Origin of the sequence: Pseudonocardia sp. C8 (genome assembly GCF_014267175.1) — a bacterium.
Taxonomy (GTDB): Bacteria; Actinomycetota; Actinomycetes; order Mycobacteriales; family Pseudonocardiaceae; genus Pseudonocardia.
Genome location: NZ_JACMTR010000002.1, coordinates 3273080 through 3295913 on the forward strand (window position 1 = coordinate 3273080; position 22834 = coordinate 3295913).

Below are 22834 nucleotides of genomic sequence, written 5' to 3' on the forward strand. Positions count from 1 at the left end.
GGGGCGCCGCGGACCGGACGCACGTACTCGCCCCCGGGCAGGACGGAAACGTGTAGCTCGACCGCGTCGGGCCCGCTGAGGCGCACATATCCGCCCCGCACAGGACCGGAACGCGCACCTCGACGCCGCCGAACCCGGTGACATGCACGAAACCGCCCCGCCCAGGACGGAAACGCACACGTCGACCGCGTCGAGCCCGCTGACACGCGCACATTTGCCCGCAGGGCCGGAACGCGCACCTCGACCCGTCAAGAACCCGGTGAGCGGCGCGAACCCGCCCCGGACAGGGCAGGGCAGAAGCGCGCAGGTCGATCCCGCCGAGCCCCGACGAGACGCGCACATTTGCCCGTTCGCCGCTCCCGGAGTGCCGGCGCGCGGCCACGCCGGCTCACGCACGGGCTGAGGGTCACTCGGGCGCGCACCCGCGCCGGCGCACTCACCGGCGCACAGTCACCCCGGCGCACAGTCCCCCGGGCGCGCAGCCACGCCGGCACTCGGTCACACCCGCCCACCACCGCGCTCCCCGCGGTAACGCCCGCACGTGGTGGGCGTCGGACACGGCGTCCGGAAGTTCGTCGGGTTCCTGCCGATCGGCGGGGCCGGGTTCGTCTCCGTCCGGGCCCGAGTCGGCCCGCTGTACCGATTCACCCGTCCGGACGTCGCGACAAACCCCCGTGACACGCCGTACTCTCTCGCAGCACTGAACACCGCGTTCAGAATGTGAGCACCAACTGTGACCGCAGAGAGGCGGACCAGGTAATGACACAGGTGAAACCAGACGAGGGTGAGCTCGCCTCGGACGATGTGGGCCCCAGGGGCTCGCGCACCGACTGGACGGTCCTCGGTGTGGGCGGGACCATCGCGCTGGCGTTCCTGCTCTGGGGCGTGATCTCCCCGACGGGGATGGCCTCGGTGGTCAGCGACATGCTCTCCGCGCTGATGCGCGGCGGGGGCTGGGGCTTCGTACTCGCCGCGAGCGCGTTCACCACGTTCGCGCTGTGGCTGGCGTTCAGCAAGTACGGCCGGATCCGGCTCGGCACCGACGCGGAGCAACCGGAGTTCCGGAGATCGTCCTGGATCGCGATGATGTTCAGCGCCGGCATGGGCATCGGACTGATGTTCTTCGGGGTGTACGAGCCGCTGGCGTACTACACCACCCAGACCCCGCCGGGGACCGTGGCACCGATGACGCCGGAAGCCGTGAACGTCTCGATGGCGTCCACCCTGTTCCACTGGACGCTGCACCCCTGGGCGATCTACGGCGTGGTCGGCCTGGCGATCGCCTACTCCACGTTCCGCAAGGGGCGCAAGCAGCTGATCAGCCAGGCGTTCATCCCGCTGATCGGCAGGAAGGCCGCCGAGGGCGGTGTCGGCAAGGCGATCGACATCCTGGCCATCTTCGCCACCCTGTTCGGGTCGGCGGCCTCGCTGGGCGTCGGCGCCTACCAGATCGGCGGCGGCCTGCAGGCCGGTGGCTTCACCGACACCGTTCCCGGTCCGGCGGTCCTCGGGATCATCATCGTCATCCTCACCGCGGCGTTCGTCCTGTCCGCGGTCTCCGGCATCGGCCGCGGCGTCCAGTACCTGTCGAACATCAACATGGTGCTCGCCGCGATCCTCGCGCTGTTCGTGCTCGTGGTCGGCCCGACCGTCGTGATCCTCGACCTGATCCCGGCGTCGGTGGGCGCCTACTTCTTCGAGTTCTTCAAGATGGTCGGCCGGACCCCGGCCTCGGGCGGCGAGCCGATGCTCGAGTGGCTGTCCAACTGGACGATCCTGTACTGGGCCTGGTGGATCTCCTGGACCCCGTTCGTGGGCATGTTCCTGGCCCGGATCAGCCGCGGCCGCACCATCCGGGAGTTCGTCGGCGGCGTGGTCCTGGCGCCCAGCCTGGTGAGCCTGATCTGGTTCGCCATCTTCGGCGGTTCCGCGATCACCCAGGCGCAGCAGGGCGCCCGGTTCTCCGACAACCCGGACGTGCAGCTGTTCGAGCTGCTGAGCCGCTACCCGGCAGCCGGGATCACCGGCCTGCTGGTGATGGCGCTGGTCGCGATCTTCTTCGTCTCCGGCGCCGACGCCGCGTCGATCGTGATGGGCACGCTGTCCCAGCGCGGCACGATCGAGCCGAGCCGCTGGGTCGTGATCTTCTGGGGCTGCGTGATGGGCGGCGTCGCGGTGCTCATGCTGGCCATCGGCGGCGAGGACGCGCTGGACGGGATGCAGAACCTGACGATCCTGGTCGCCGCGCCGTTCGTGCTGCTGATGGTCTTCCTGTGCGCCGCCCTGTTCAAGGACGTCCGCCGGGACCCGATGATCCTGCGCGAGATCAAGGGGGCCGAGGTCATCGAGCAGGCCGTGGACTACGCCACCGCCCGCCACGGGCGTGACTTCTTCCTGTCGGTGAAGGCGTTCCCGGACGGGCAGAAGACCGAGCTGTCGGCGTTCGAGTGCGCCTACGGTCCCGGGACCGGCCCCGGCTACCAGGTGACCGAGCCCGGCGAGTTCCTCGACGAGGAGCCGTCCCGGAACGGCTCGGGGCCCGAGCACCCCGACCGCGGTCCCGCCGCGGAGGAGGGCCGGGCACCGGTCGCCGGCAGCTGACCACGACCCGGAACCGCCCGCTCGTGGCACGCCGAGGTGGCGTGCCACGAGCGGGTCGCGGGAACCGGCACTGCGCGAGCACGCCGGCGTGCGGCACTCTGGACCCATGACCTCCGGTTCCCGGCTGCGGCGTGGTGGTATCGCCGCGGCACTCGCGGCAACGCTGGCCGTCGCCCTCGCCGTCGGGTTCGTCACCGCCCGGGCCTCGGCCGCGCCCGAGCTGCCGCCGGTGACGCCCGAGGAGCTGGTCGCCTCCGTGCTCGACGCGGAACCCGTCGCGCTGGCCGGGACCGTCGCCGTCGACAACCGGCTGGGTCTGCCCGCCGTGCCCGGCGTCCCCGGCGAGGGGTTGACCGACGGGACGTCCACGGCCCGCGTCTGGTCCGACGGCGCGGGCCGGGGCCGCCTCGCCCTGCCCCGGCCGGACGGCGAACGCACCTACGTCCGGGACGGCACGACCGTCTGGGCCTACGACTCCGCGGACCGCACCGCCACCCGCACCCCGGCCGGCGCGGACCGGCGACCGGAGCCCGGGCAGGACCCGCAGGCCGCCGCGCAGGGGATCGTCGGGAAGCTGCGCGGTACCAGCGCGGTCCGCGTCGACGGCACCACCGATGTGGCGGGCCGGCCGGCGTACACGCTGGTCCTGGCCCCGCAGCCCGGGGAACGGACGGTGTTGCGGGAGGTCCGCGTCGCCGTCGACGCCGAGTCCCGCATCCCGCTGGAGCTGACCGTGCGCGGGACCGGCCCCGATCCCGTGCTGCGGGCCGGCTTCGACGACGTCACGTTCGGGCCGCAGGACCCGTCGCTGTTCACGTTCACCCCGCCGCCGGGGGCCACCGTCGAGGAGAAGCCGGCGCCGGAGCACCGGCCGCGGTCCGGGAGTGCGGTGAAGCCCCGGATCGTCGGCGACGGGTGGGACGCGGTCGCGGTCGGGCCGCTCCCCCGGCACGCCGGTGACGGGGTGCGGAAGCCGGACCTGTCCGCCCTCGGCACCCCGGTCTCCGGCCCGTGGGGCAGCGGCCGCGCGATCACCACGAACGCCGGGTCCGCGATCCTCACCGACGACGGCCGGTTCGCCACCGGCGCGGTCGGCACCGACGTCCTCGGTGCCGCGCTGGCCCGATGAACCAGGCCGGACCACCCCGCACCACCTCCGACTCATGGAGCTGCGGGGAGGGGGCACAGGACGGGGCGGGGGCGCACGAGGCGCGGGAAGGAGCAGGGGCGCCGGCGGCCCGGGTCCGGCGGCTCCGGAAGGTGTTCGGCCGGGTCACCGCGGTGGACGGCGTCGACCTCGACGTCCCGGCCGGGTCGGTGTTCGGGATGCTCGGCCCCAACGGCTCCGGCAAGACCACCCTGATCCGGATGCTGCTCGGCCTCACCCGGCCCACCTCCGGCACGGTCGAGCTGCTCGGCCGCCCGGTCCCCGACGGCCTGGCCGCGTCCCTGCCGGACGTCGGCGCGCTCGTCGAGGGGCCCGGGTTCCACCCGTTCCTGACCGGGCGGGAGAACCTGCGCCGGGCCGCCGCCACCGAACCCCGGCTCTCCGCCGCCGGGATGCGGCCGGCGGTCGAGGCCGCGCTGGAGCGGGTCGGCCTGGCCGACGCGGCGGACCGGCGCTACCGCGGATACTCGCTCGGAATGAAGCAGCGGCTCGGGCTGGCCGCCGCGCTGCTGGTGCCGCGCCGGCTGGTCGTGCTGGACGAGCCGACGAACGGGCTCGACCCGGCCGGAACCCGGGAGATCCGCGCCGTCGTGGCCGACCTGCAGGCGTCCGGGGCGACGGTGCTGCTGTCGTCGCACCTGCTCTCCGAGGTGGAGGCGGTGTGCACGCACGTCGCCGTGCTGAAGCGCGGGTGCCTGGTCGCGTCCGGGGAGCTCGGGCGGCTGCTCGACGCCGTCGCCGGCGGCTGGGAGATCAGCACCCCGGACGTCGAGCGGGCCGTTGCGGTCCTGCGGGACGCCGGCGCCACCGCCCGCGCCGACGGTTCCGGGGTGCTCGTCGAGGACGGCCCCGCCGCGCCGGTGCTGTTCGCGGCGCTGGTCCGGGCCGACGTCGACGTGCACGGCCTGCGCCGGTATCGCCCCGACCTGGAGACGCTGTTCACCAGGATCACCGAGTGACGGCGACGACCGCCGCCCCGGTCTCCTGGGCCCGGCTGCTCGGAGCGGAGCTGCGCTGGGTCCTGCGCCGCCCACGCACGTGGGTGATGCTGGCACTGCTCGCCGCCGTACCGGTCGTGATGGCGCTGGGCATCGTGCTGTCCGACCGCCCCCGGCGGAGCCTGCTCTCCGAGGTCACCGGCAACGGGCTGTCGCTGCCGGTCGCCGCGCTGTCGATCCTGCTGACCCTGCTGCTGCCGCTCGCGGTCGCGGTGGCGGCCGGTGACGCGATCGCCGGCGAGGACCAGCAGGGCACGCTGCGCGGCCTGCTGCTCGCCCCGGTGGGGCGGCTGCGGCTGGTCGTGATGAAGGCGTTCGGCGTGTACGTGGTTGCCGGTCTCGCGGTCGCGGTGGTGACGGTGTCGGCGGTGGTCGCCGGGTGGGTGATGATCGGCCCGCCGGTCGTGCTCGCCACGGCGGGCGACGGCGGCGCGCTCGTCACGATGTCCGGGACGACGCTGTCCCTGGCCGACGCGGCCACCCGGATCGCCCTGGTCGCCGGGTGGACGGCGGTGCAGCTCGTCGCGGTGGGCACCGTCGCGCTCGCGATCTCGTCGTTCACCGAGCACCCGGTGGTGGTGCTGTCCTCGGTGCTCGGCGGGGTGATCCTGTTCGGCGTGCTCACCGCCATCCCGGCGCTCGCGCCGCTGCACCCGTGGCTGATCACGACCGGATGGGACGCGGCCGCGGACGTCCTGCGCGACCCGCTGCCGTACGGCGGGCTGGTCCGCAGCTCCCTGGTCGCGGGCGGCTACCTGGCGGTCGGCGCCGCGATGCTGGTGGTCCGGATGCAGCGGCGGGATGCGTGAGAGGAGCTTGCGGAACGAACCATGGGCACTGCGGCATGATCGGGTCCGGACGACCGGCGACGATCGAGGAGGGCACATGCGCGCGGTACGGGTGACGAAGGCCGGAGGCCCGGAGGTACTGGAGGTCGCCGACCTCGACGATCCCACCCCGGGCCCCGGTGAGGTGCTGGTCGAGGTCGCCGCGGCGGGCGTCAACTACATCGACACCTACCAGCGCGAGGGCATCTACCCGATGGAGACGCCCTACGTCCCCGGGCTGGAGGGCACCGGCCGGGTCACCGCCCTCGGCGAGGGCGTCACCGGGGTGGCGATCGGCGACCGGATCGCGTGGGCCGAGACGCTCGGCAGCTACGCCCAGCAGGTCACCGTGCCCTGGGACAAGGCCGTCCCGGTGCCGGACGGAGTCGCCGACGACGCCGCGGTCGGAGCCCTGCTCCAGGGCATGACCGCCCACTTCCTGGTCAACGACTGCTTCCCGCTGGCCGGCACCGAGACCGTCCTGGTGCACGCCGCCGCCGGCGGGGTCGGGCTGCTGCTCACCCAGCTGGCGTCCGCGAAGGGGACCCGGGTGATCGCGACGACGTCGAGCGCGGAGAAGGCCGAGCTCGCCCGCGGCGCCGGGGCCGCCGAGGTGATCGACTACACCCGGGTGGACGACCTGGCCGCCACGGTCCGCGAGCTGACCGGTGGCACCGGGGTGGACGCGGTGTTCGACAGCGTGGGGCGGACCACGTTCGACGCGAGCCTGGCCGCGCTGCGCAAGCGCGGGATGCTGGTGCTGTTCGGCGCCGCGTCCGGCCCCGTCCCGCCGGTCGACCCGCAGCGGCTCAACGCCGGCGGTTCGCTCTACCTGACCCGGCCGAAGCTGTTCGACTACGTCGACACCACCGAGTCGCTGCGGGACCGCGCCGCCGCGGTCTACGCCGAGGTCGCCGCCGGGCGCCTGGACGTCCGGATCGGGCACCGCTACCCGCTCGAGGAGGCGGGGACCGCGCACGAGGACCTGCAGGGGCGGCGGACGACCGGGAAGCTGCTGCTCCTGCCGTCCTGATGCGCAGGAAAGATCCGCGCGGAGGTGCTATGAACCCGGTGTGCCGACGGATGACGCCGCGAAGACCCCGTTCCACGACCTCGACGCCTACGTCGCGCTGCCGCGCCTCGGCGGGCTGGCGCTGTCGCCCGACGGGACGCGCCTGGTCACCGGGGTCGCCGAGCTGGAACCCGACGGCACCCGCTACCGCACCGCGCTGTGGGAGGTCGACCCGGCGGGCGAGCGACCCGCGCAGCGCCTGACCCGGGGCGCGGCCGGTGAGTCCGACCCGGTGTTCACCCCGGACGGGGACCTGCTGTTCCGCTCGTCGCGGCCGGACCCGGACGCGTCGTCGGACACCGACACCCCGATCGGGCTGTGGATGCTCCCCGCCGCGGGCGGCGAGGCCCGCCCGGCCGGCAGCCGCCCCGGCGGGATCGACGACGTCGCCGTCGCCCGCGGCGCGGGCACGGTCGTCGCGTCGTCGCCGACCCTGCCGGGCGCGGTCACCGGCGAGGACGACGAGCAGCGCCGGACCGCCCGCTCGGAGGCGAAGGTCAGCGCGATCCTGCACACCGGCTACCCGGTGCGGCACTGGGACCACGACCTCGGGCCGGCCGAGAACCGCCTGCTGGTGCGGGACGGCGACGGCTGGACCGACCTGACCCCGTTCCCGGGCCGGGCCCTGGACGACACCGCGTTCGACGTCTCCCCGGACGGGACGACCGTCGTCACGGCCTGGCACCGGGCCCGCGGCCACGGCATGCGGCGGGCGGGGATCGTCGCGATCGACGTCGCCACCGGAGGGCACCGCGACCTGCTGTCCGACGACGACCACGAGTACTCCGAGCCGCGGATCAGCCCGGACGGGCGCACGGTCGCCGTCCGCCGCGAGACCGTGCCCACCCCGGAGACGGCCCCGCGGATCGACCTGGTGCTGGTGCCCCTGGCCGGGGGCGAGACCCGGCCGGTCGCCGCGGGCTGGGACCGGTGGCCGTCGGCGGCGCGCTGGACCCCGGACTCGTCCGCGCTGGTCGTCGGCGCCGACGACGACGGCCGCGGGCCGCTGTTCCGGATCGACCTCGACCCGGCCGGTGACCGCGTCGTCCGGCTGACCGCCGACCACGGCTGCTACACCGACCCCGTACTGTCACCGGACGGTCGCTGGGTGTACGCGCTGCGCAACGCCTACGACGCGCCGCCCGCCCCGGTCCGGGTGGACGCCCGCGCCGGCGGCTCCGGCCCCGAGCACCTGCCGGGCCCGGCGGAGGCCCCGGAGCTACCCGGCACACTCACCGAGATCGAGACCACCACCGGCGACGGCACCCGGGTCCGGGCCTGGCTGGTGCTGCCGTCCGGCGCCGACGCCGCCGCACCGGCACCGCTGCTGCTGTGGATCCACGGTGGCCCGCTGGCCAGCTGGAACGCCTGGACCTGGCGGTGGAACCCGTGGCTGATGGCGGCCCGCGGCTACGCCGTCCTGCTGCCCGACCCGGCCCTGTCCACCGGCTACGGCCAGGACTTCGTGCAACGCGGCTGGGGCCGCTGGGGCGGCCCGCCCTACGAGGACCTCATGGCGATCACCGACGAGGCCGTGGCCCTCCCCGAGATCGACACCACCCGGACCGCCGCGATGGGCGGCTCGTTCGGCGGCTACATGGCGAACTGGGTCGCGGGGCACACCGACCGGTTCGCCGCGATCGTCACGCACGCGAGCCTGTGGGCGCTGGACCAGTTCGGCCCGACCACCGACCACGCCGACTACTGGCTGACCGAGATGTCCCCGGCGATGGCGCAGGCGAACAGCCCGCACCTGCACGCCGACGCGATCACCACCCCGATGCTGGTGATCCACGGCGACCGGGACCACCGGGTGCCGATCGGCGAGGGCCTGCGGCTGTGGTGGGACCTGGTGTCGCGGCAGCCCGACCCGGACGCGAACCCGCACCGGTTCCTGTACTTCCCGGACGAGCACCACTGGGTGCTGGCGCCGCGCCACGCCGTCCTCTGGTACGAGACCGTCCACGCGTTCCTGGCGACGCACGTCCTCGGCCAGGAGTGGGTGACCCCCGACCTGCTGCGCTGAGCCCCGGCGCCGGGGCCGGTCAGAACAGGACCGGCAGCCCCAGGGCGGCGTCGACGGCGATCGCCGCGAACAGCACGCACAGGTACAGGTTCGACAGGTGGAACAGCGGCATCGGGGCGACCTCGCCGCCCGCCTTGACCGCGCTGTGCAGGCGGTGCGCCCGGAAGACGAAGTACGCCCCGCCGAGCAGCGCCACCCCCAGGTAGACCCAGGACGTCGCGGGCAGCAGGAGCAGGCTCCAGGCCACCATCACCCAGCTGTAGACGACGATCCGGACCGAGACCGCGGGCGCCGCGGCGACCACCGGCAGCATCGGGACGCCGGCCGCGGCGTAGTCGTCGCGGTAGCGCATCGCGAGCGCCCAGAAGTGCGGCGGGGTCCAGAAGAAGATCACGCCGAACATGACGAGCGCGGGCCACTCGATCGTGCCGGTGACCGCGGCCCAGCCGATCACCACCGGCATGCAGCCCGCGGCGCCGCCCCACACGATGTTCTGCGAGGTCCGCCGCTTCAGCAGCAGCGTGTAGACGAGCACGTAGAACGCGATCGCGGCCACGGTGAGCGCGGCCGCCAGCCAGTTCGTCGTGAACCCGAGCCACAGCGAGCTCAGCGCCGCCAGCACCAGGCCGAAGACCAGGGCGTTGCGGGTGGGCACCTGCCCCTTCGCCAGCGGGCGCCGGGCGGTGCGCTTCATCTTCTGGTCGATGTCGGCGTCGACGACGCAGTTCAGCGCGTGCGCGGCGGCCGCGGCCATCGCGCCGCCGACCAGGGTCGCGACGATCAGCCACAGCGACGGGACGCCCCGCTCGGCCAGGAACATCGCGGGGACCGTGACCACGAGCAGCTGCTCGATGATCCGGGTCTTGGTGAGGCCGAGGTAGGCCGCCACGGTGGCGCGCATCCGGGCCAGCCGCCCCACCGGGGTCGGGTCCGCAGCGGGGACCGCCGCCTCGGGGACGGCGACCGGCGGGGCGTCGGCGGCTCCGGCACCGGCCGTCGCGGACGACTCCGCCCGTCCCGGCCGCGCGGTCGGCACCGCCCGGCTCCGCCGCGACGCGGGTGCGCTCACCTGTTCGTACCTCGCTCGGCTCGGCAGTACGTCGATCCTGTACCGGCGCGATGATCGACCGCGCGGCCCAGGGCTGAGAGCCGAGGTCGCACGCGCCTCTAGTTCTACAGCGCGTCGATGCTAACCCGTCGCATGCGGTCCCGGGCGGCCGGGTACACCCGTGTCGGACGCCCCGCCCGTCCCCCGTGACGGGCGGCAAAGTCCCAGGCACCGGGCCCGCGCAGTAGGGTGGGCCGGAGCCGGGGGCGGCGACGGTGCCGCCGGGGGTGTCCGGGTCGCCGCCCAGCGACCCGTATCGCCGCCGGTTGCGGCCGTGTGCTGCGCCGGTGGGATGCGCCCCCGCGCGTCGCGACCACCACGTCGTGACCACCACTGCGCCGCCCCGCGGCACGACCCGTCACATGCCGACGCGAGTACAGGAGCCACCGCCTTGTCCGACACCGCCACGTCCCCTCACGGCGGGGACAGCGCCGTCGCCGCGCTCACCCGCGCGCACGTGCCCGACGACTGGACCGATCTGGACCGCCGGGCCGTGGACACGGTCCGCGTGCTCGCCGCGGACGCGGTCCAGAAGTGCGGCAGCGGCCACCCGGGGACAGCGATGAGCCTGGCGCCGCTGGCGTACACGCTGTTCCAGCGGGTGATGCGACACGACCCGGCCGACCCGGACTGGATGGGCCGGGACCGGTTCGTGCTGTCCGCCGGCCACACCAGCCTCACCCTTTACATCCAGCTGTACCTGGCCGGCTACGGCCTGGAGCGGGAGGACCTCGAGCAGCTACGGCAGTGGGGGTCGCTGACGCCGGGCCACCCGGAGTACGGCCACACCCGCGGGGTGGAGATGACGACCGGCCCGCTGGGCCAGGGCCTGTCCTCGGCCGTCGGCATGGCGATCGCCGCCCGCCGCGAGCGGGGCCTGTTCGACCCGGACGCCCCCGAGGGCGCCTCGCCGTTCGACCACCAGATCTACGTGATCGCCTCGGACGGTGACATCGAGGAGGGTGTGACCTCGGAGGCGTCGTCGCTGGCCGGCCGCCAGGAGCTGGGCAACCTCACGGTGATCTACGACGCGAACGAGATCTCCATCGAGGACGACACCAACATCGCCCTCAACGAGGACACCGCGAAGCGGTACGAGGCCTACGGCTGGCACGTCCAGACCGTCGAGGGCGGCGAGAACGTCACCGGCATCCTCGAGGCGCTCGAGGCGGCGCGGGCCGAGACGTCGCGGCCGTCGATGATCGTGCTGCGGACCGTGATCGGTTACCCGGCGCCGAACAAGATGAACACCGGGGCCGCGCACGGTGCCGCGCTCGGCGACGAGGAGGTCCGCGAGGTCAAGAAGGTCCTGGGCTTCGACCCGGACCAGGACTTCGAGGTCGACGAGGACGTCCTCAAGCACACCCGCCAGGTCGGTGAGCGTTCCCGCGCCGCGCACGACACGTGGCAGGGCACCTTCGACGAGTGGGCCAAGCGCGAGCCGCAGCGCAAGCAGCTGCTGGACCGCCTGGTCGCGCAGCGGCTGCCGGAGGGCTGGGCGGAGGCCCTGCCGAGCTTCGAGCCCGACGAGAAGGGCATGGCGACCCGGAAGGCGTCCGGGGCGGTGCTGGCCGCGGTCGCCGACGTGCTGCCGGAGCTGTGGGGCGGGTCGGCGGACCTGGCCGAGTCGAACAACACGACGATGAAGGGCTCGGACTCGTTCGGCCCGAAGTCGGCGGCGACCGGGATGTGGAACGCCCAGCCGTACGGCCGCACGCTGCACTTCGGGGTGCGTGAGCACGCGATGGGCGCGGTGCTCAACGGGATCGCGCTGCACGGCCCGACCCGGGCCTACGGCGGCACGTTCCTGATCTTCTCCGACTACATGCGCCCGGCCGTGCGCCTGGCCGCGCTGATGAAGACCAACCCGATCTACGTGTGGACGCACGACTCGATCGGGCTCGGTGAGGACGGCCCGACCCACCAGCCGATCGAGCACCTGGCCTCGCTGCGCGCGATCCCGGGCCTGGCGATGGTGCGGCCCGGCGACGCCAACGAGACCGCCTACTCCTGGAAGGCCGCCCTGGAGCGGCCCGCCGACGGGCCGATCGGGCTGGCGCTGACCCGGCAGAACGTCCCGACCCTGGTCGGCACGTCCGCCGAGGGCGTGGCCCGCGGCGGGTACGTCCTGGAGGAGGCCGCGTCCGGGGTGCCGCAGGTGATCATCATTGCGACCGGTTCCGAGCTGCACCTCGCGGTGCGGGCCCGGGCGACCCTGGAGTCCGAGGGCATCGGCACCCGGGTGGTCTCGATGCCGTGCGTGGAGTGGTTCGACGCCCAGGACGACGACTACCGCGAGTCGGTGCTGCCGTCCGCGGTGCGGGCCCGGGTCTCGGTCGAGGCCGGTGTCGCGATGCCGTGGCGGCGCTTCGTGGGTGACGCGGGCCGTTCGGTGTCGATCGAGCACTTCGGGGCCAGCGCCGACCAGGCGACCCTGTTCGAGAAGTTCGGCTTCACCGGCGACACCGTGGCCGCCGCCGCGCGGGAGACCCTCGCCGCGGCCGCGAAGTCCTCCTGACCTTCACGGCTGCCGATCGCAAGGAGACCAACTGATGAGCAACGACCGACTCGCCGCGCTGTCCGCGGCCGGGGTGTCGATCTGGCTGGACGACCTGTCCCGGGAGCGGCTGAACAGCGGCAACCTCGCCGAGCTGATCCGGAACAAGCACCTGGTCGGTGTCACCACCAACCCGACGATCTTCGCGACGGCGCTGGCCGACGGCGCCGCCTACGACCAGCAGGTCCGCGAGCTCGCGGATCGCGGCGCCGACGTCGACACCGCGATCCGCGAGATCACCGTGGCCGACGTGCAGCAGGCCTGTGACGTGTTCTCCGGCACCTGGGAGCACACCGGCGGGGTCGACGGCCGGGTGTCGCTGGAGGTCGACCCGAACCTGGCCCACGACACGGAGAAGACCACCGCCCAGGCCCGGGACCTGTGGAAGGCCGTGGACCGGCCGAACCTACTGGTCAAGATCCCGGCCACCGAGGCGGGCCTGCCGGCGATCACCCGCGCCACCGCGGAGGGGATCAGCGTCAACGTCACGCTGATCTTCTCGGTGGAGCGCTACAAGGCCGTCATGGACGCCTACCTCACCGGCCTGGAGCAGGCCCTGGACAACGGCCAGGACCTGTCGAGGATCCACTCGGTCGGCTCGTTCTTCGTGTCCCGGGTGGACACCGAGATCGACAAGCGGCTCGAGGCCGTCGGCGGTGCCGAGGCGCTGCGGCTGCGCGGCAAGGCCGCGATCGCGAACTCCCGGCTGGCCTACGCGGCCTACCGGGACGCGTTCTCCGGCGCCCGCTGGGAGGCCCTCAAGGCCAGGGGGGCGAACGCCCAGCGGCCGCTGTGGGCCTCGACCGGGGTGAAGAACCCGGACTACCCCGACACCCTCTACGTCTCCGAGCTGGTTGTGGACAACACCGTCAACACCATGCCGGAGAAGACCCTCGAGGCGTTCGCCGACCACGGCGAGGTCCACGGCGACAAGGTCACCGACGCCGCCGGCGCCGCCCAGCAGGTCTTCACCGACCTCGAGGGCGTCGGCATCGACCTCGACGACGTCTACGTCGTGCTCGAGAACGAGGGCGTCGACAAGTTCGCGAAGTCCTGGGTCGAGCTGCAGGACACCGTCCGGCAGCAGCTCGAGGCCGCGAAGTAGTTGGCGGACAACACACCCGGCGGCGACGGGGCCGATCTCGGTTCCGCCGCCGCCGGTGGTCTCCCCGGCGCGACGCCCGCCCCGGTGCGGGTGCGCCCGGGCGGGGAGCCGTTCACCGAGGCGGCGCACCGGATCGCGGGCGAGCTGGCCGCGGAGACGGTGGCGTCCCGGCTGGCGGACGGCGACCCCAGCGTCTGGGGGGCCGCCGCCACCGGCCGGACCGGCTGGGTGGGCCTGGCGCGGGCCTCCCGCCCGCTGGCCGGCCAGGTCGCGGCGCTGCGCGAGCGGTTCGCGGTGGCCGGGGCGCACCGGGTCCTGCTCGTCGGCACGCCGGACGCGGTCGCCGCCGCCCGGCTGGTGGCGTCCCTGGACCCGGGGACCACCCGGCTCACCACGCTCGACTCGGCCGACCCCGTGCAGGTCGCCGAGGCGCTGTCCGGCGAGCTCGCCGAGACCGTGCTGGTGGTCGCGGACGCGCGCGGGGACGACCCGGTGGTCGCCGCGGTCCGGCACGCGGTGACCGCGGTGCTCGCCGACGAGGTCGGCCCGGACGCGCTCGCCGCCCGCACGGTGCACCTCACCGAACCCGGATCGCCGCTCGACACCCCCGGCGACGTCGTCGTGGTCACGCTGGACGCCGACGTCCCCGGCCGGTTCGGCGCGCTCGGCCCGCTGGGCCTGGTCCCGGCCGGGCTGGCGGGCGCCGACGTCGCCGCTCTGCTCGCGGACGCCGTGCCCGCGGCCGACGCGCTCGCGGCCGACGACCCGGACAACCCCGCGCTGGTGCTGGCCGGTGCGCTGGCCGCCGCACGCGGATCGGTGCTCGCGCTGCGCGACGAGGCCCGCTCCCCCACGCTCACCGCGTGGCTCGCGCCGCTGCTGACCGCGGCGGGCCTGGCCGCGGTGCCCGCGGAACCCGGCACGGAGGTGCCCGCCCCCGGTACCGCGCCGCCCGGCGTCGTCGACGTGCACGCCGACGGCAGCGGCGCCGTCCCGGAACCCGGCGGCGGTGCCGTGCGCACCGAGGCCGGCCCGGGCGCGACCGTCGTCCTCTGGCAGGTCGCGGCCGCGCTGGCGGCACGCGTGCTGGGAGCCGACCCGTTCGCCCCGGCCCCGCCGGTGCCCGAGGACGGTCCCGACGACCCGCCCACGTTCGTCGACGGCGGCATCGCCGTACACGCCGGGGACTGGCTGCCGTCCGGTGTGGACACCGTCGCGGGCGCGCTGGACGCGCTCGCCGCCGCCGCCCGCCGGGACGGTGGCCACCTCGCCGTCTCCGCCTGGCTGGACCCCGAATCCGACGCCTCGGTGGGCGTGCTGCGCGGCCCGCTCGTCGCTCGTGCCGGAGTGCCGGTGGCGTTCGGCTGGGCACCCGGCTGCCGCACCGGCGACACCGGCGCCCCGGACCGGGCGGCGCACTGCCACCTCACCGGCGGCGCCGGCCCGGCGGAGGACACGTTCGACGCGTACCTCGATCCCGGGCCCGACGCCCCGGGGTTCGACGGCCCGGGGGTCGACGGCCTCGGTCGGGGTGCGGGCCCGGGGATCGACGTGGTCGGGCCCGCTGCCGGCCCGGGTGACGACGCGCTCGGCGCGGGGAACGCGCCGGAACCGTCCGGACTGGATAGCCTGCACGCGGCGCAGGCCCGCTCGGTCGTCGCCGAGCAGCGGCGGCGGGGGCGACCGGTGCTGCGACTGCACCTGACCGACCGCCTGACCGGCCTGGTGACGCTGGCGCGGGCCGTCGGGCACTGACACGGACGCGGACACCACGAGACAGCCGGAGGAGCGATGCCCACCGCGAACGGCGGCCGGATCAACCCGCTGCGCGACCCCCGCGACAAGCGGCTCCCCCGCATCGCGGGCCCGTGCGGGCTGGTGATCTTCGGGGTCACCGGGGACCTGTCGCGCAAGAAGCTGATGCCGGCGATCTACGACCTCGCCAACCGCGGCCTGCTGCCGCCCGGGTTCGCGCTCACCGGGTTCGCCCGCCGCGACTGGGCGACCGAGGACTTCGGGAAGATCGTCTACGACGCGGTGCGGGAGCACGCGCGGACCCCGTTCCGCCAGGAGGTGTGGGACCGGCTCGCCGAGGGCCTGCGGTTCGTGCAGGGCAGCTTCGACGACGACGCGGCGTTCGACGAGCTCGAGCGCACCGTGCGCGACCTCGACGAGAAGCGCGGCACCGGCGGCAACCACGCGTTCTACCTGTCGATCCCGCCGAGCGCGTTCCCGGTGGTGTGCAAGCAGCTGGCCCGCTCCGGGCTGGCCGGCTCCTACGACGACACCTGGCGCCGGGTGGTGATCGAGAAGCCGTTCGGCCACGACCTGACGTCGGCGCAGGAGCTCAACGCGATCGTCAACGAGGTCTTCCCCGAGGACTCGGTGTTCCGCATCGACCACTACCTCGGCAAGGAGACCGTCCAGAACGTCCTGGCCCTGCGGTTCGCCAACCAGCTGTTCGAGCCGATCTGGAACGCCAACTTCGTCGACCACGTCCAGATCACCATGGCCGAGGACATCGGCCTGGGCGGGCGCGCCGGGTACTACGACGGCATCGGCGCGGCCCGCGACGTCATCCAGAACCACCTGTTGCAGCTGCTCGCGTTCACCGCGATGGAGGAGCCCACGTCGTTCTCCTCCGACGAGCTGCGCGCCGAGAAGATCAAGGTGCTCAAGGCGGTGAAGCTGGCGCTGCCGCTGGAGGAGACCACCGCCCGCGGCCAGTACGAGGGCGGCTGGCAGGGCGGCGAGCAGGTCCCCGGGCTCAAGGAGGAGGAGGGGTTCAACCCCGAGTCCACCACCGAGACGTTCGCCGCGATCACCTGCGAGGTGCAGAACCGCCGCTGGGCGGGCGTGCCGTTCTACCTGCGGACCGGCAAGCGCCTCGGCCGCCGGGTGACCGAGATCGCGGTGATCTTCAAGCGGGCCCCGCACCTGCCGTTCGACGCGACGATGACCGAGGAGCTGGGGCAGAACGCCCTGGTCATCCGGGTGCAGCCGGACGAGGGGGTGACGATGCGGTTCGGCTCCAAGGTGCCGGGCAACCAGATGGAGGTCCGCGACGTCACGATGGACTTCGGCTACGGCAACGCCTTCACCGAGTCCTCCCCCGAGGCCTACGAGCGGCTCATCCTGGACGTGCTGCTCGGCGAGCCGTCGCTGTTCCCGGTCAACGAGGAGGTCGAGCGGTCCTGGGAGATCCTCGACCCGGTCATCGACCACTGGGCGTCGCTCCCGACCGGGCCGGACGGGTACCCGGCCGGCTCGTGGGGCCCGGAGTCGTCCGCCGAGATGCTCGCGCGCACCGGCCGGCACTGGCGGCGCCCGTGAGCGGTTCGGAGGGCCAGGGCACGCGCAACCACTCACGGGGGGCCGCATGATCATCGATCTGCCGTCGAGCAACACCTCGGCGGTCAACCGCAAGCTCGTCGAGCTGCGCGAGGCCGGTGGGGTCTTCGCGCTCGGCCGGGTCCTGACCCTGGTCGTCGTCACCGACGACGGCCCCGAGCTCGAACGCTGCATCGACGCGGCCAACGCCGCCAGCCGCGAGCACCCGTGCCGGGTGATCGTCCTGGCCCGCGGGCAGCGCCGGGCCGCGCCCCGGCTCGACGCCCAGATCCGGGTGGGTGGTGACGCGGGCGCGAGCGAGGTCATCGTCCTGCGCGGCTACGGCGCCCTCGCCGCCGAGGACGCCGGCGCCGGCATGGTGATGCCGCTGCTGCTCCCGGACGCCCCGGTCGCCGCCTGGTGGCCGGGCGAGGCGCCCGCGAAGCCCTCCGAGGACGCCGTCGGCAGGCTCGCCCAGCGCCGGATCACCGACGCGCTGTCGGCGAGGAACCCCACGCGGGCGTTCGAGCAGCGGCGCAAGGACTACGCGCCCGGTGACACCGACCTGACCTGGACCCGGCTGACGCACTGGCGGGCGCAGCTGGCGGCGGCGCTCGACGTGCCGCCCTACGAGCCGGTCACCCACGCCCTGGTCGCCGGGGAACCGGTGTCCCCGTCCACCGAGCTGGTCGCCGGGTGGCTGGCGTCCCGGCTCGGGATCAAGGTGAAGCGCTCGCCGTCGGAGACCGCCAACGGCCTGTCCCTGGTCCGGCTGTCCCGGCGGTCCGGCAACGTCGAGCTGGCCCGGCCGGACGGCAAGACCGCCCGGCTCGTGCAGCCCGGCCAGCCGGAGCGGCTGATCGCGCTGGCGCGCCGCCAGGTGTCCGACTGCCTCGCCGAGGAGCTGCGGCGGCTCGACCCGGACGAGGTCTACGAGGAAGCACTCGCCGGCGTGTCCCAGGTGACCCGCGGCCGTACCCCGGTGAAGGTGTGAGCGTGAACAACGTCCGGATCGCCGTCCATCCCGATGCCGGCACGCTCGCCGCCGCGACCGCCGCCCGGCTGATCACCACGCTGGTCGACCTGCAGGCCGCGGGCACCGTGCCGAAGGTCGTGCTCACCGGCGGGGGCGTCGGGATCCAGTTGCTGCGCGACGTCGCCGCCTCGCCCGCCCGCGACGCCGTCGACTGGGGCTCGGTCGACGTCTTCTGGGGCGACGAACGCTTCGTCCCCGCCGCCGACGGCGAGCGCAACGAGAAGCAGGCCCGTGAGGCGCTGCTCGACCACGTGCCGCTCGACCCGGCCCGGGTGCACCCGATGCCCGCCGCCCCGGCCGACGGCGGCACCCCCGACGAGGCCCGGGAGGCGGCCGCCGACTACGCCCGGGTGCTCGCCGACCTGGCCGGGCCGGGCGCGGACGTGCCGGCGTTCGACGTCACCCTGGTCGGGATGGGCGAGGAGGGGCACACCCTGTCGGTGTTCCCGGACTCGCCCGCCGTGCACGAGGAGGCCGCGGGCGTCGTCGCGGTGTTCGACTGCCCGAAGCCGCCGCCGACCCGGATCTCGCTGACCCTCGCCGCGGCGAGCCGGTCCCGCGAGGTGTGGGTGGTCGCCGCAGGCGCCGGGAAGGCCCCGGCGGTCGCGGGCGCGCTCACCGGCACGCCGGCGACGCAGCTGCCCGTCGGCGGGGTGCACGGCACCGAGGTCACCCGCTGGCTGCTCGACACCGCGTCCGCGTCCGAGGTGCCGGCCGAGCTGCGGCCGCACCGTGCGTGACCGGCCGGTGCGGGCGGTGTGACATCGCGCCCGTTCCCTGGCCGGGCGCCGCGGTGCCCCGGTTAGGGTCCGGCCCATGCGCATCGGCACCCCGCTCGGCCCGGACCCCACCCGCGTGCTGCTGCTCGGCTCCGGCGAGCTGGGCAAGGAGGTCGCGATCGCGTTCCAGCGCCTCGGGGTCGAGGTCGTGGCCGTCGACCGCTACCCGCACGCGCCCGCGCACCAGGTCGCACACCGCTGGCACGCGGTCGACATGACCGACCCGGTCACGCTCGCCACCCTGATCGAGCAGGAGGCGCCGGACCTGATCGTCCCGGAGATCGAGGCCATCGCGACGAACGCGCTGGTCGAGGCCGAGGCCGCGGGCACCGCGGTGGTGCCGACCGCGCGGGCGGCGAAGCTCACCATGGACCGGGAGGGCATCCGGCGGCTCGCGGCCGAGGAGCTGCGGCTGCCGACGTCGCCGTACGCGTTCGCGGACACCCTCGACGAGGTCCGCGCGGCGGTCGACAAGATCGGGCTGCCGTGCGTGCTGAAGCCGGTCATGTCGTCGTCGGGCAAGGGGCAGACGACGCTGACCTCCGCCGACGACGCCGAGGCCGCCTGGGAGCACGCCCGCACCGCCGGCCGGGTCGCCGACCCGCGGGTGATCGTGGAAGGCGTCGTCGAGTTCGACTACGAGATCACCCTGCTCACCGTCCGGCACGCCGGCGGCACGTCGTTCTGCGAGCCGATCGGGCACCGCCAGGCCGACGGTGACTACGTCGAGTCCTGGCAGCCGCAGCCGATGTCCACCGCCGCGCTGGACGCCGCGCGGGACGTCGCCGGGCGGGTCACCGAGGCGCTCGGCGGCCGGGGGATCTTCGGCGTGGAGCTGTTCGTCCGCGGGGACGAGGTGCTGTTCTCCGAGGTCAGCCCCCGCCCGCACGACACCGGCCTGGTCACCCTCGCCACCCAGCGGTTCTCCGAGTTCGAGCTGCACGCCCGGGCGGTGCTCGGCCTGCCGGTGGACACCGCGCTGCGCTCCCCCGGCGCGTCCGCGGTCGTGTACGGCGGACAGGACCTGGACGCGCCCGCCTACGCGGGCGTCGCCGAGGCGCTCGCGGTGGAGGGTGCGGACCTGCGGCTGTTCGGGAAGCCCGCCGCGTCGCCGCGGCGTCGGATGGGTGTCGCGGTCGCGCACGCCGACGACGTCGGGTCCGCCCGGGACCGGGCACGGCGCGCCGCGGAGCTCGTACGGCCGGTTCCGCGCGGCTGAGGTCGCCGGAGCAGCGGTCCCTGGAACGCAGCGCCGCCCGGGCCGGGTGCCCCGCGCGCGGTTGCCCGCTCGCCGAGCAGCGCGTTCCCGCCCGGAGCGGGGTACCGGCGTGCCTCCCCGGCGGAACCTTCCCGGTCGATCAGCACGATCCCGCCCCACACCGGGCGACTTCGTGCACCTCACCGCCGCCCTCCCCGTCGATCAGCACGATCCCGCCCCGTCCGGGGCACCTGCGTGCACCTCACCGGAGTCCTGCCGGTCGATCAACACCATCCCGCCCCACACCGGGCGATATCGTGCACCTCACCGGAACCTCGCCGGTCGATCAGCACGGTCCCGCCGCGCGCCGGGCGACTTCGTGCGCTTCACCGCCCCCTTCCCGGTCGATCAGCACGATCCCGCCCCGCACCGGGCGCCTTCGTGCGCCTCACCACGCTCGCCGGGCGCAGCGGCGGGCCGCGCGTACCGGGACGACCCGGACCACGGCGCGGGCTACCGCGGGTAACCTGGTCCCGTGGCGGGACGCACGGGGCTGGTCGTCGCCGGCGCCGGGGCGCGCGGCGCGTACGAGGCGGGGGCGCTGACCGAGCTGCTGCCCCGCCTCACCCGCCGGTGGTCGGCACCGTCGGTGCTGGTCGGGACGAGCGCCGGCGCGTTGAACGTCGCCGCGCTCGCCGGCCTGTCCGGCACGGACCCGGAGGAGGCGGCCGCCGAGCTGGTCGCCCGCTGGGAGTCGGTGCGCACCGACGAGGTGGTCGCGCTGCCGTCGTCGGTGTTGCAGGCCGGGGCCGCCTACGCCGGTGACCTGCTGGGCATCCCGTCCTCGCTGCGACGGCTGCTGTGGTTGCCGGGCCGGGTGACGCGGCTGCTCGACGCCGAACGGCTGCGCCCGGTCGTGGACCGCGTCGTCGACTGGGACCGGCTGCACCACGCGGTCGCCCGCGGCCCGGTGGACGCCGTCGGCGTCGCCTGCACCTCGGCCGGGACCGGCGGCACGGTCGTGTTCGTGGAGCGCGGGCCGGACGTGCCGCTGCCGCCGTACGACCCGAACCGCGACATCCGCTACGTCGACGCCCGGCTCACCTCCGACCACCTGCTGGCCTCGGCCGCGGTGCCGGTCCTGTTCGCCCCGCGCCGGCTCGACGACGGCTGGTACCTCGACGGCGGCGTCCGCCTGAACACCCCGCTCAAGCCGGCGCTGCGGCTCGGGGCCCGGCGGCTCGGGGTCGTGGCGACCACGCCGGCGATGCCGGTCCCGCACGACCCGCTCCCGGCCGGGCACGTCCCGGACGTGTACGCGGTCGCGGCCCTCACGCTCCGGATCGTGCTGGGCGCCGGGGTCACCGAGGACCTGCGGACCCTGCGGGCGGTGAACGACCTCGTCGACGGCGGCACCGACGCCCGGCACGCCCGGATCGCGACCTGGTTCGCCGGGCCGCCCGCCGACCGCGCGGACGAGCTGGCCCGGCTGGCCGCGGACGTCCGCCGCACCGAGTACGGCGGGCTGCGGGCGCTGCGCAACCCGTCGCTGGCGGTGCTGGAACGCCTGGTGGGCGGCGCCGTGCCGGACGCCGACGCCGCGCACGGGGCGGAGCTGCTCAGCTTCCTGTTCTTCGACCCCGCCTTCGCGCGGGCCGCGGCGGAGCTGGGTGCGGAGCACGCGAGCCGGAGCAGCTCCCCGGGCAGGTCCCCGGTACGAGCCCGAGCCGGCCGCGGATAACGACGACCCGCTGCGGCACCGGTCGGAGTCAGCCCAGCTCGTCGGTGAGGCGGCCGTGCGCGAAGTCGTCGTAGGCGGCCAGGTCCAGGAACCCGTGCCCGGAGAAGTTGAACAGGATGACCTTCTCCTCGCCGGTCTCCTTCGCCGCCAGCGCCTCGTCGATCGCCGCGGCGACCGCGTGCCCGCACTCCGGCGCCGGGATCTTGCCCTCGGACCGGGCGAACTGGACGGCCGCCTCGAACACCTTGCCCTGCGGGTAGGCGGTCGCCTCCATCCGGCCGTCCTTCACCAGCGACGACACCAGCGGCGAGTCCCCGTGGTAGCGCAGCCCGCCGGCGTGGATCGCCGGCGGCACGAAGTCCCGGCCGAGGGTGAACATCGGCATCAGCGGGGTCAGGCCTGCGGTGTCGCCGTAGTCGTAGTCGTAGCGGCCCTGGGTCAGGGTCGGGCAGGACAGCGGCTCGACGGCCAGCAGCCGGACGCCGCCGTCGGGCACGAACGGGAAGGCGATTCCCCCGAGGTTCGACCCGCCGCCGCACGACCCGATGACGACGTCCGGGAGCTCCTCCCCGGCCAGCGCCAGCTGCTCGCGCGCCTCCAGCCCGATCACCGTCTGGTGCAGGAGCACGTGGTTGAGCACCGAGCCCAGCGCGTAGTGGGTGTCGTCGCGGCCGACGCAGTCGCGGACCGCGTCGGAGATCGCCGAGCCGAGCGAGCCGGGCTGCTCCGGCTCGTCCACCGGTGACGGCACGACCTGCCCGCCCCAGGTCTCGATCGCGATCCGGCGGTACGGCTTCTGCTCGTACGACGCCCGCACCATGTAGACCTTCAGCTCGAGGTCGAACTGGGCCGCCGCGAAGGCCAGCGCGGTCCCCCACTGGCCGGCACCGGTCTCGGTGGTGAGCCGGGTGGTGCCCGCCGCGGCGTTGTAGAACGCCTGCGGCACCGCGGTGTTGGTCTTGTGGCTGCCGGAGGGCGAGACCGACTCGTCCTTGAAGTAGATCCGCGCCGGGGTGCCGAGCGCCCGTTCCAGGCGGGCCGCCCGGACCAGCGGGGTGGGCCGCCACAGCCGCAGGATGTCGAGGACCTCACCCGGGACGTCGACCCACGGCTCGTCGGTGACCTCCTGCTCGATCAGCGCCGCCGGGAACAGCGGCGCCAGGTCGTCCGGGCCGACCGGCTCCCGCGTCCCCGGGTGCAGGGGCGGCTGCAGCGGGGCCGGCAGGTGCGGCACGACGTTGAACCAGGCCGGGGGGATCTGCTCCGGTGACAGCGTCCAGCGGGTCAT

General features: G+C 74.6%; 16 protein-coding genes. 14 read left to right on the plus strand and 2 right to left on the minus strand.

Going from position 1 to position 22834, the window contains the following annotated elements:
* Window positions 1–759 precede the first annotated feature (759 nt).
* The 6 genes from H7X46_RS15750 to H7X46_RS15775 all read left to right on the plus strand — a co-directional run bounded on the left by H7X46_RS15750 (window position 760) and on the right by H7X46_RS15775 (window position 8692).
* Complete coding sequence (locus H7X46_RS15750) at window positions 760–2601, plus strand: BCCT family transporter (RefSeq protein WP_186360122.1); 1842 nt, start codon at window positions 760–762, stop codon at window positions 2599–2601.
* Between the two features lie 106 nt (window positions 2602–2707).
* A complete protein-coding gene (locus H7X46_RS15755) occupies window positions 2708–3730 on the plus strand; it encodes an outer membrane lipoprotein carrier protein LolA (protein WP_186360123.1) in 1023 nt (340 codons plus the stop codon).
* Window positions 3727–4728, plus strand: coding sequence for an ABC transporter ATP-binding protein (locus H7X46_RS15760; RefSeq protein WP_186360124.1), 1002 nt, complete (start codon window positions 3727–3729; stop codon window positions 4726–4728). The genes H7X46_RS15755 and H7X46_RS15760 overlap by 4 nt, the downstream gene beginning before the upstream one ends.
* Entirely contained in the window at window positions 4725–5576 is an 852-nt protein-coding gene (locus H7X46_RS15765; RefSeq protein ID WP_186360125.1) for an ABC transporter permease subunit, read from the plus strand. Before H7X46_RS15760 ends, H7X46_RS15765 begins: the two co-directional genes overlap by 4 nt.
* Before the next feature lie 76 nt (window positions 5577–5652).
* Window positions 5653–6627 (plus strand): quinone oxidoreductase, encoded by a 975-nt coding sequence (locus H7X46_RS15770; RefSeq protein ID WP_186360126.1) that lies wholly within the window; start codon window positions 5653–5655, stop codon window positions 6625–6627.
* Between the two features lie 40 nt (window positions 6628–6667).
* Window positions 6668–8692, plus strand: coding sequence for a prolyl oligopeptidase family serine peptidase (locus H7X46_RS15775; protein WP_186360127.1), 2025 nt, complete (start codon window positions 6668–6670; stop codon window positions 8690–8692).
* A gap of 19 nt (window positions 8693–8711) precedes the next feature.
* On the opposite strand, the gene H7X46_RS15780 is transcribed toward H7X46_RS15775, so the two are convergent.
* Entirely contained in the window at window positions 8712–9593 is an 882-nt protein-coding gene (locus H7X46_RS15780; RefSeq protein ID WP_186362698.1) for a heme o synthase, read from the minus strand.
* 598 nt (window positions 9594–10191) lie between these two features.
* Here H7X46_RS15780 and tkt point away from each other — a divergent pair.
* The 8 genes from tkt (at window position 10192) to H7X46_RS15820 (ending at window position 21546) form a co-directional block, all read left to right on the plus strand.
* The gene (gene tkt, locus H7X46_RS15785; protein WP_222131325.1) at window positions 10192–12318 is read left to right on the plus strand and encodes a transketolase; all 2127 of its coding nucleotides are present in this window, start codon (window positions 10192–10194) and stop codon (window positions 12316–12318) included.
* Between the two features lie 34 nt (window positions 12319–12352).
* Window positions 12353–13462 carry a transaldolase gene (gene tal, locus H7X46_RS15790; protein ID WP_186360128.1) on the plus strand — a complete coding sequence of 370 codons (1110 nt, stop codon included), beginning with the start codon at window positions 12353–12355 and terminating at the stop codon, window positions 13460–13462.
* Entirely contained in the window at window positions 13463–15217 is a 1755-nt protein-coding gene (locus tag H7X46_RS15795; protein WP_186360129.1) for a hypothetical protein, read from the plus strand.
* A 36-nt stretch (window positions 15218–15253) separates the two neighbouring features.
* Window positions 15254–16795: a glucose-6-phosphate dehydrogenase gene (gene zwf, locus H7X46_RS15800; protein ID WP_186360130.1), complete on the plus strand. Its 1542-nt coding sequence runs from the start codon at window positions 15254–15256 to the stop codon at window positions 16793–16795.
* Between the two features lie 46 nt (window positions 16796–16841).
* Window positions 16842–17786 carry a glucose-6-phosphate dehydrogenase assembly protein OpcA gene (opcA, locus tag H7X46_RS15805; protein WP_186360131.1) on the plus strand — a complete coding sequence of 315 codons (945 nt, stop codon included), beginning with the start codon at window positions 16842–16844 and terminating at the stop codon, window positions 17784–17786.
* 2 nt (window positions 17787–17788) lie between these two features.
* A complete protein-coding gene (pgl, locus tag H7X46_RS15810) occupies window positions 17789–18568 on the plus strand; it encodes a 6-phosphogluconolactonase (protein WP_186360132.1) in 780 nt (259 codons plus the stop codon).
* 76 nt (window positions 18569–18644) lie between these two features.
* Entirely contained in the window at window positions 18645–19826 is a 1182-nt protein-coding gene (purT, locus tag H7X46_RS15815; RefSeq protein ID WP_186360133.1) for a formate-dependent phosphoribosylglycinamide formyltransferase, read from the plus strand.
* A gap of 514 nt (window positions 19827–20340) precedes the next feature.
* Window positions 20341–21546 (plus strand): patatin-like phospholipase family protein, encoded by a 1206-nt coding sequence (locus H7X46_RS15820; protein ID WP_186360134.1) that lies wholly within the window; start codon window positions 20341–20343, stop codon window positions 21544–21546.
* Between the two features lie 28 nt (window positions 21547–21574).
* On the opposite strand, the gene H7X46_RS15825 is transcribed toward H7X46_RS15820, so the two are convergent.
* Entirely contained in the window at window positions 21575–22834 is a 1260-nt protein-coding gene (locus H7X46_RS15825; protein ID WP_186360135.1) for a TrpB-like pyridoxal phosphate-dependent enzyme, read from the minus strand.

Bases quoted from the DNA above. Each gene is read 5' to 3' on its own strand.
- zwf (WP_186360130.1), top strand. From the start codon at position 15,254: ATGCCCACCGCGAACGGCGGCCGGATCAACCCGCTGCGCGACCCCCGC.
- opcA (WP_186360131.1), top strand. From the start codon at position 16,842: ATGATCATCGATCTGCCGTCGAGCAACACCTCGGCGGTCAACCGCAAG.
- H7X46_RS15770 (WP_186360126.1), top strand. From the start codon at position 5,653: ATGCGCGCGGTACGGGTGACGAAGGCCGGAGGCCCGGAGGTACTGGAG.
- H7X46_RS15760 (WP_186360124.1), top strand. From the start codon at position 3,727: ATGAACCAGGCCGGACCACCCCGCACCACCTCCGACTCATGGAGCTGC.
- H7X46_RS15780 (WP_186362698.1), bottom strand. From the start codon at position 9,593: ATGCGCGCCACCGTGGCGGCCTACCTCGGCCTCACCAAGACCCGGATC.
- H7X46_RS15825 (WP_186360135.1), bottom strand. From the start codon at position 22,834: ATGACCCGCTGGACGCTGTCACCGGAGCAGATCCCCCCGGCCTGGTTC.
- H7X46_RS15755 (WP_186360123.1), top strand. From the start codon at position 2,708: ATGACCTCCGGTTCCCGGCTGCGGCGTGGTGGTATCGCCGCGGCACTC.
- purT (WP_186360133.1), top strand. From the start codon at position 18,645: ATGCGCATCGGCACCCCGCTCGGCCCGGACCCCACCCGCGTGCTGCTG.
- tal (WP_186360128.1), top strand. From the start codon at position 12,353: ATGAGCAACGACCGACTCGCCGCGCTGTCCGCGGCCGGGGTGTCGATC.
- H7X46_RS15750 (WP_186360122.1), top strand. From the start codon at position 760: ATGACACAGGTGAAACCAGACGAGGGTGAGCTCGCCTCGGACGATGTG.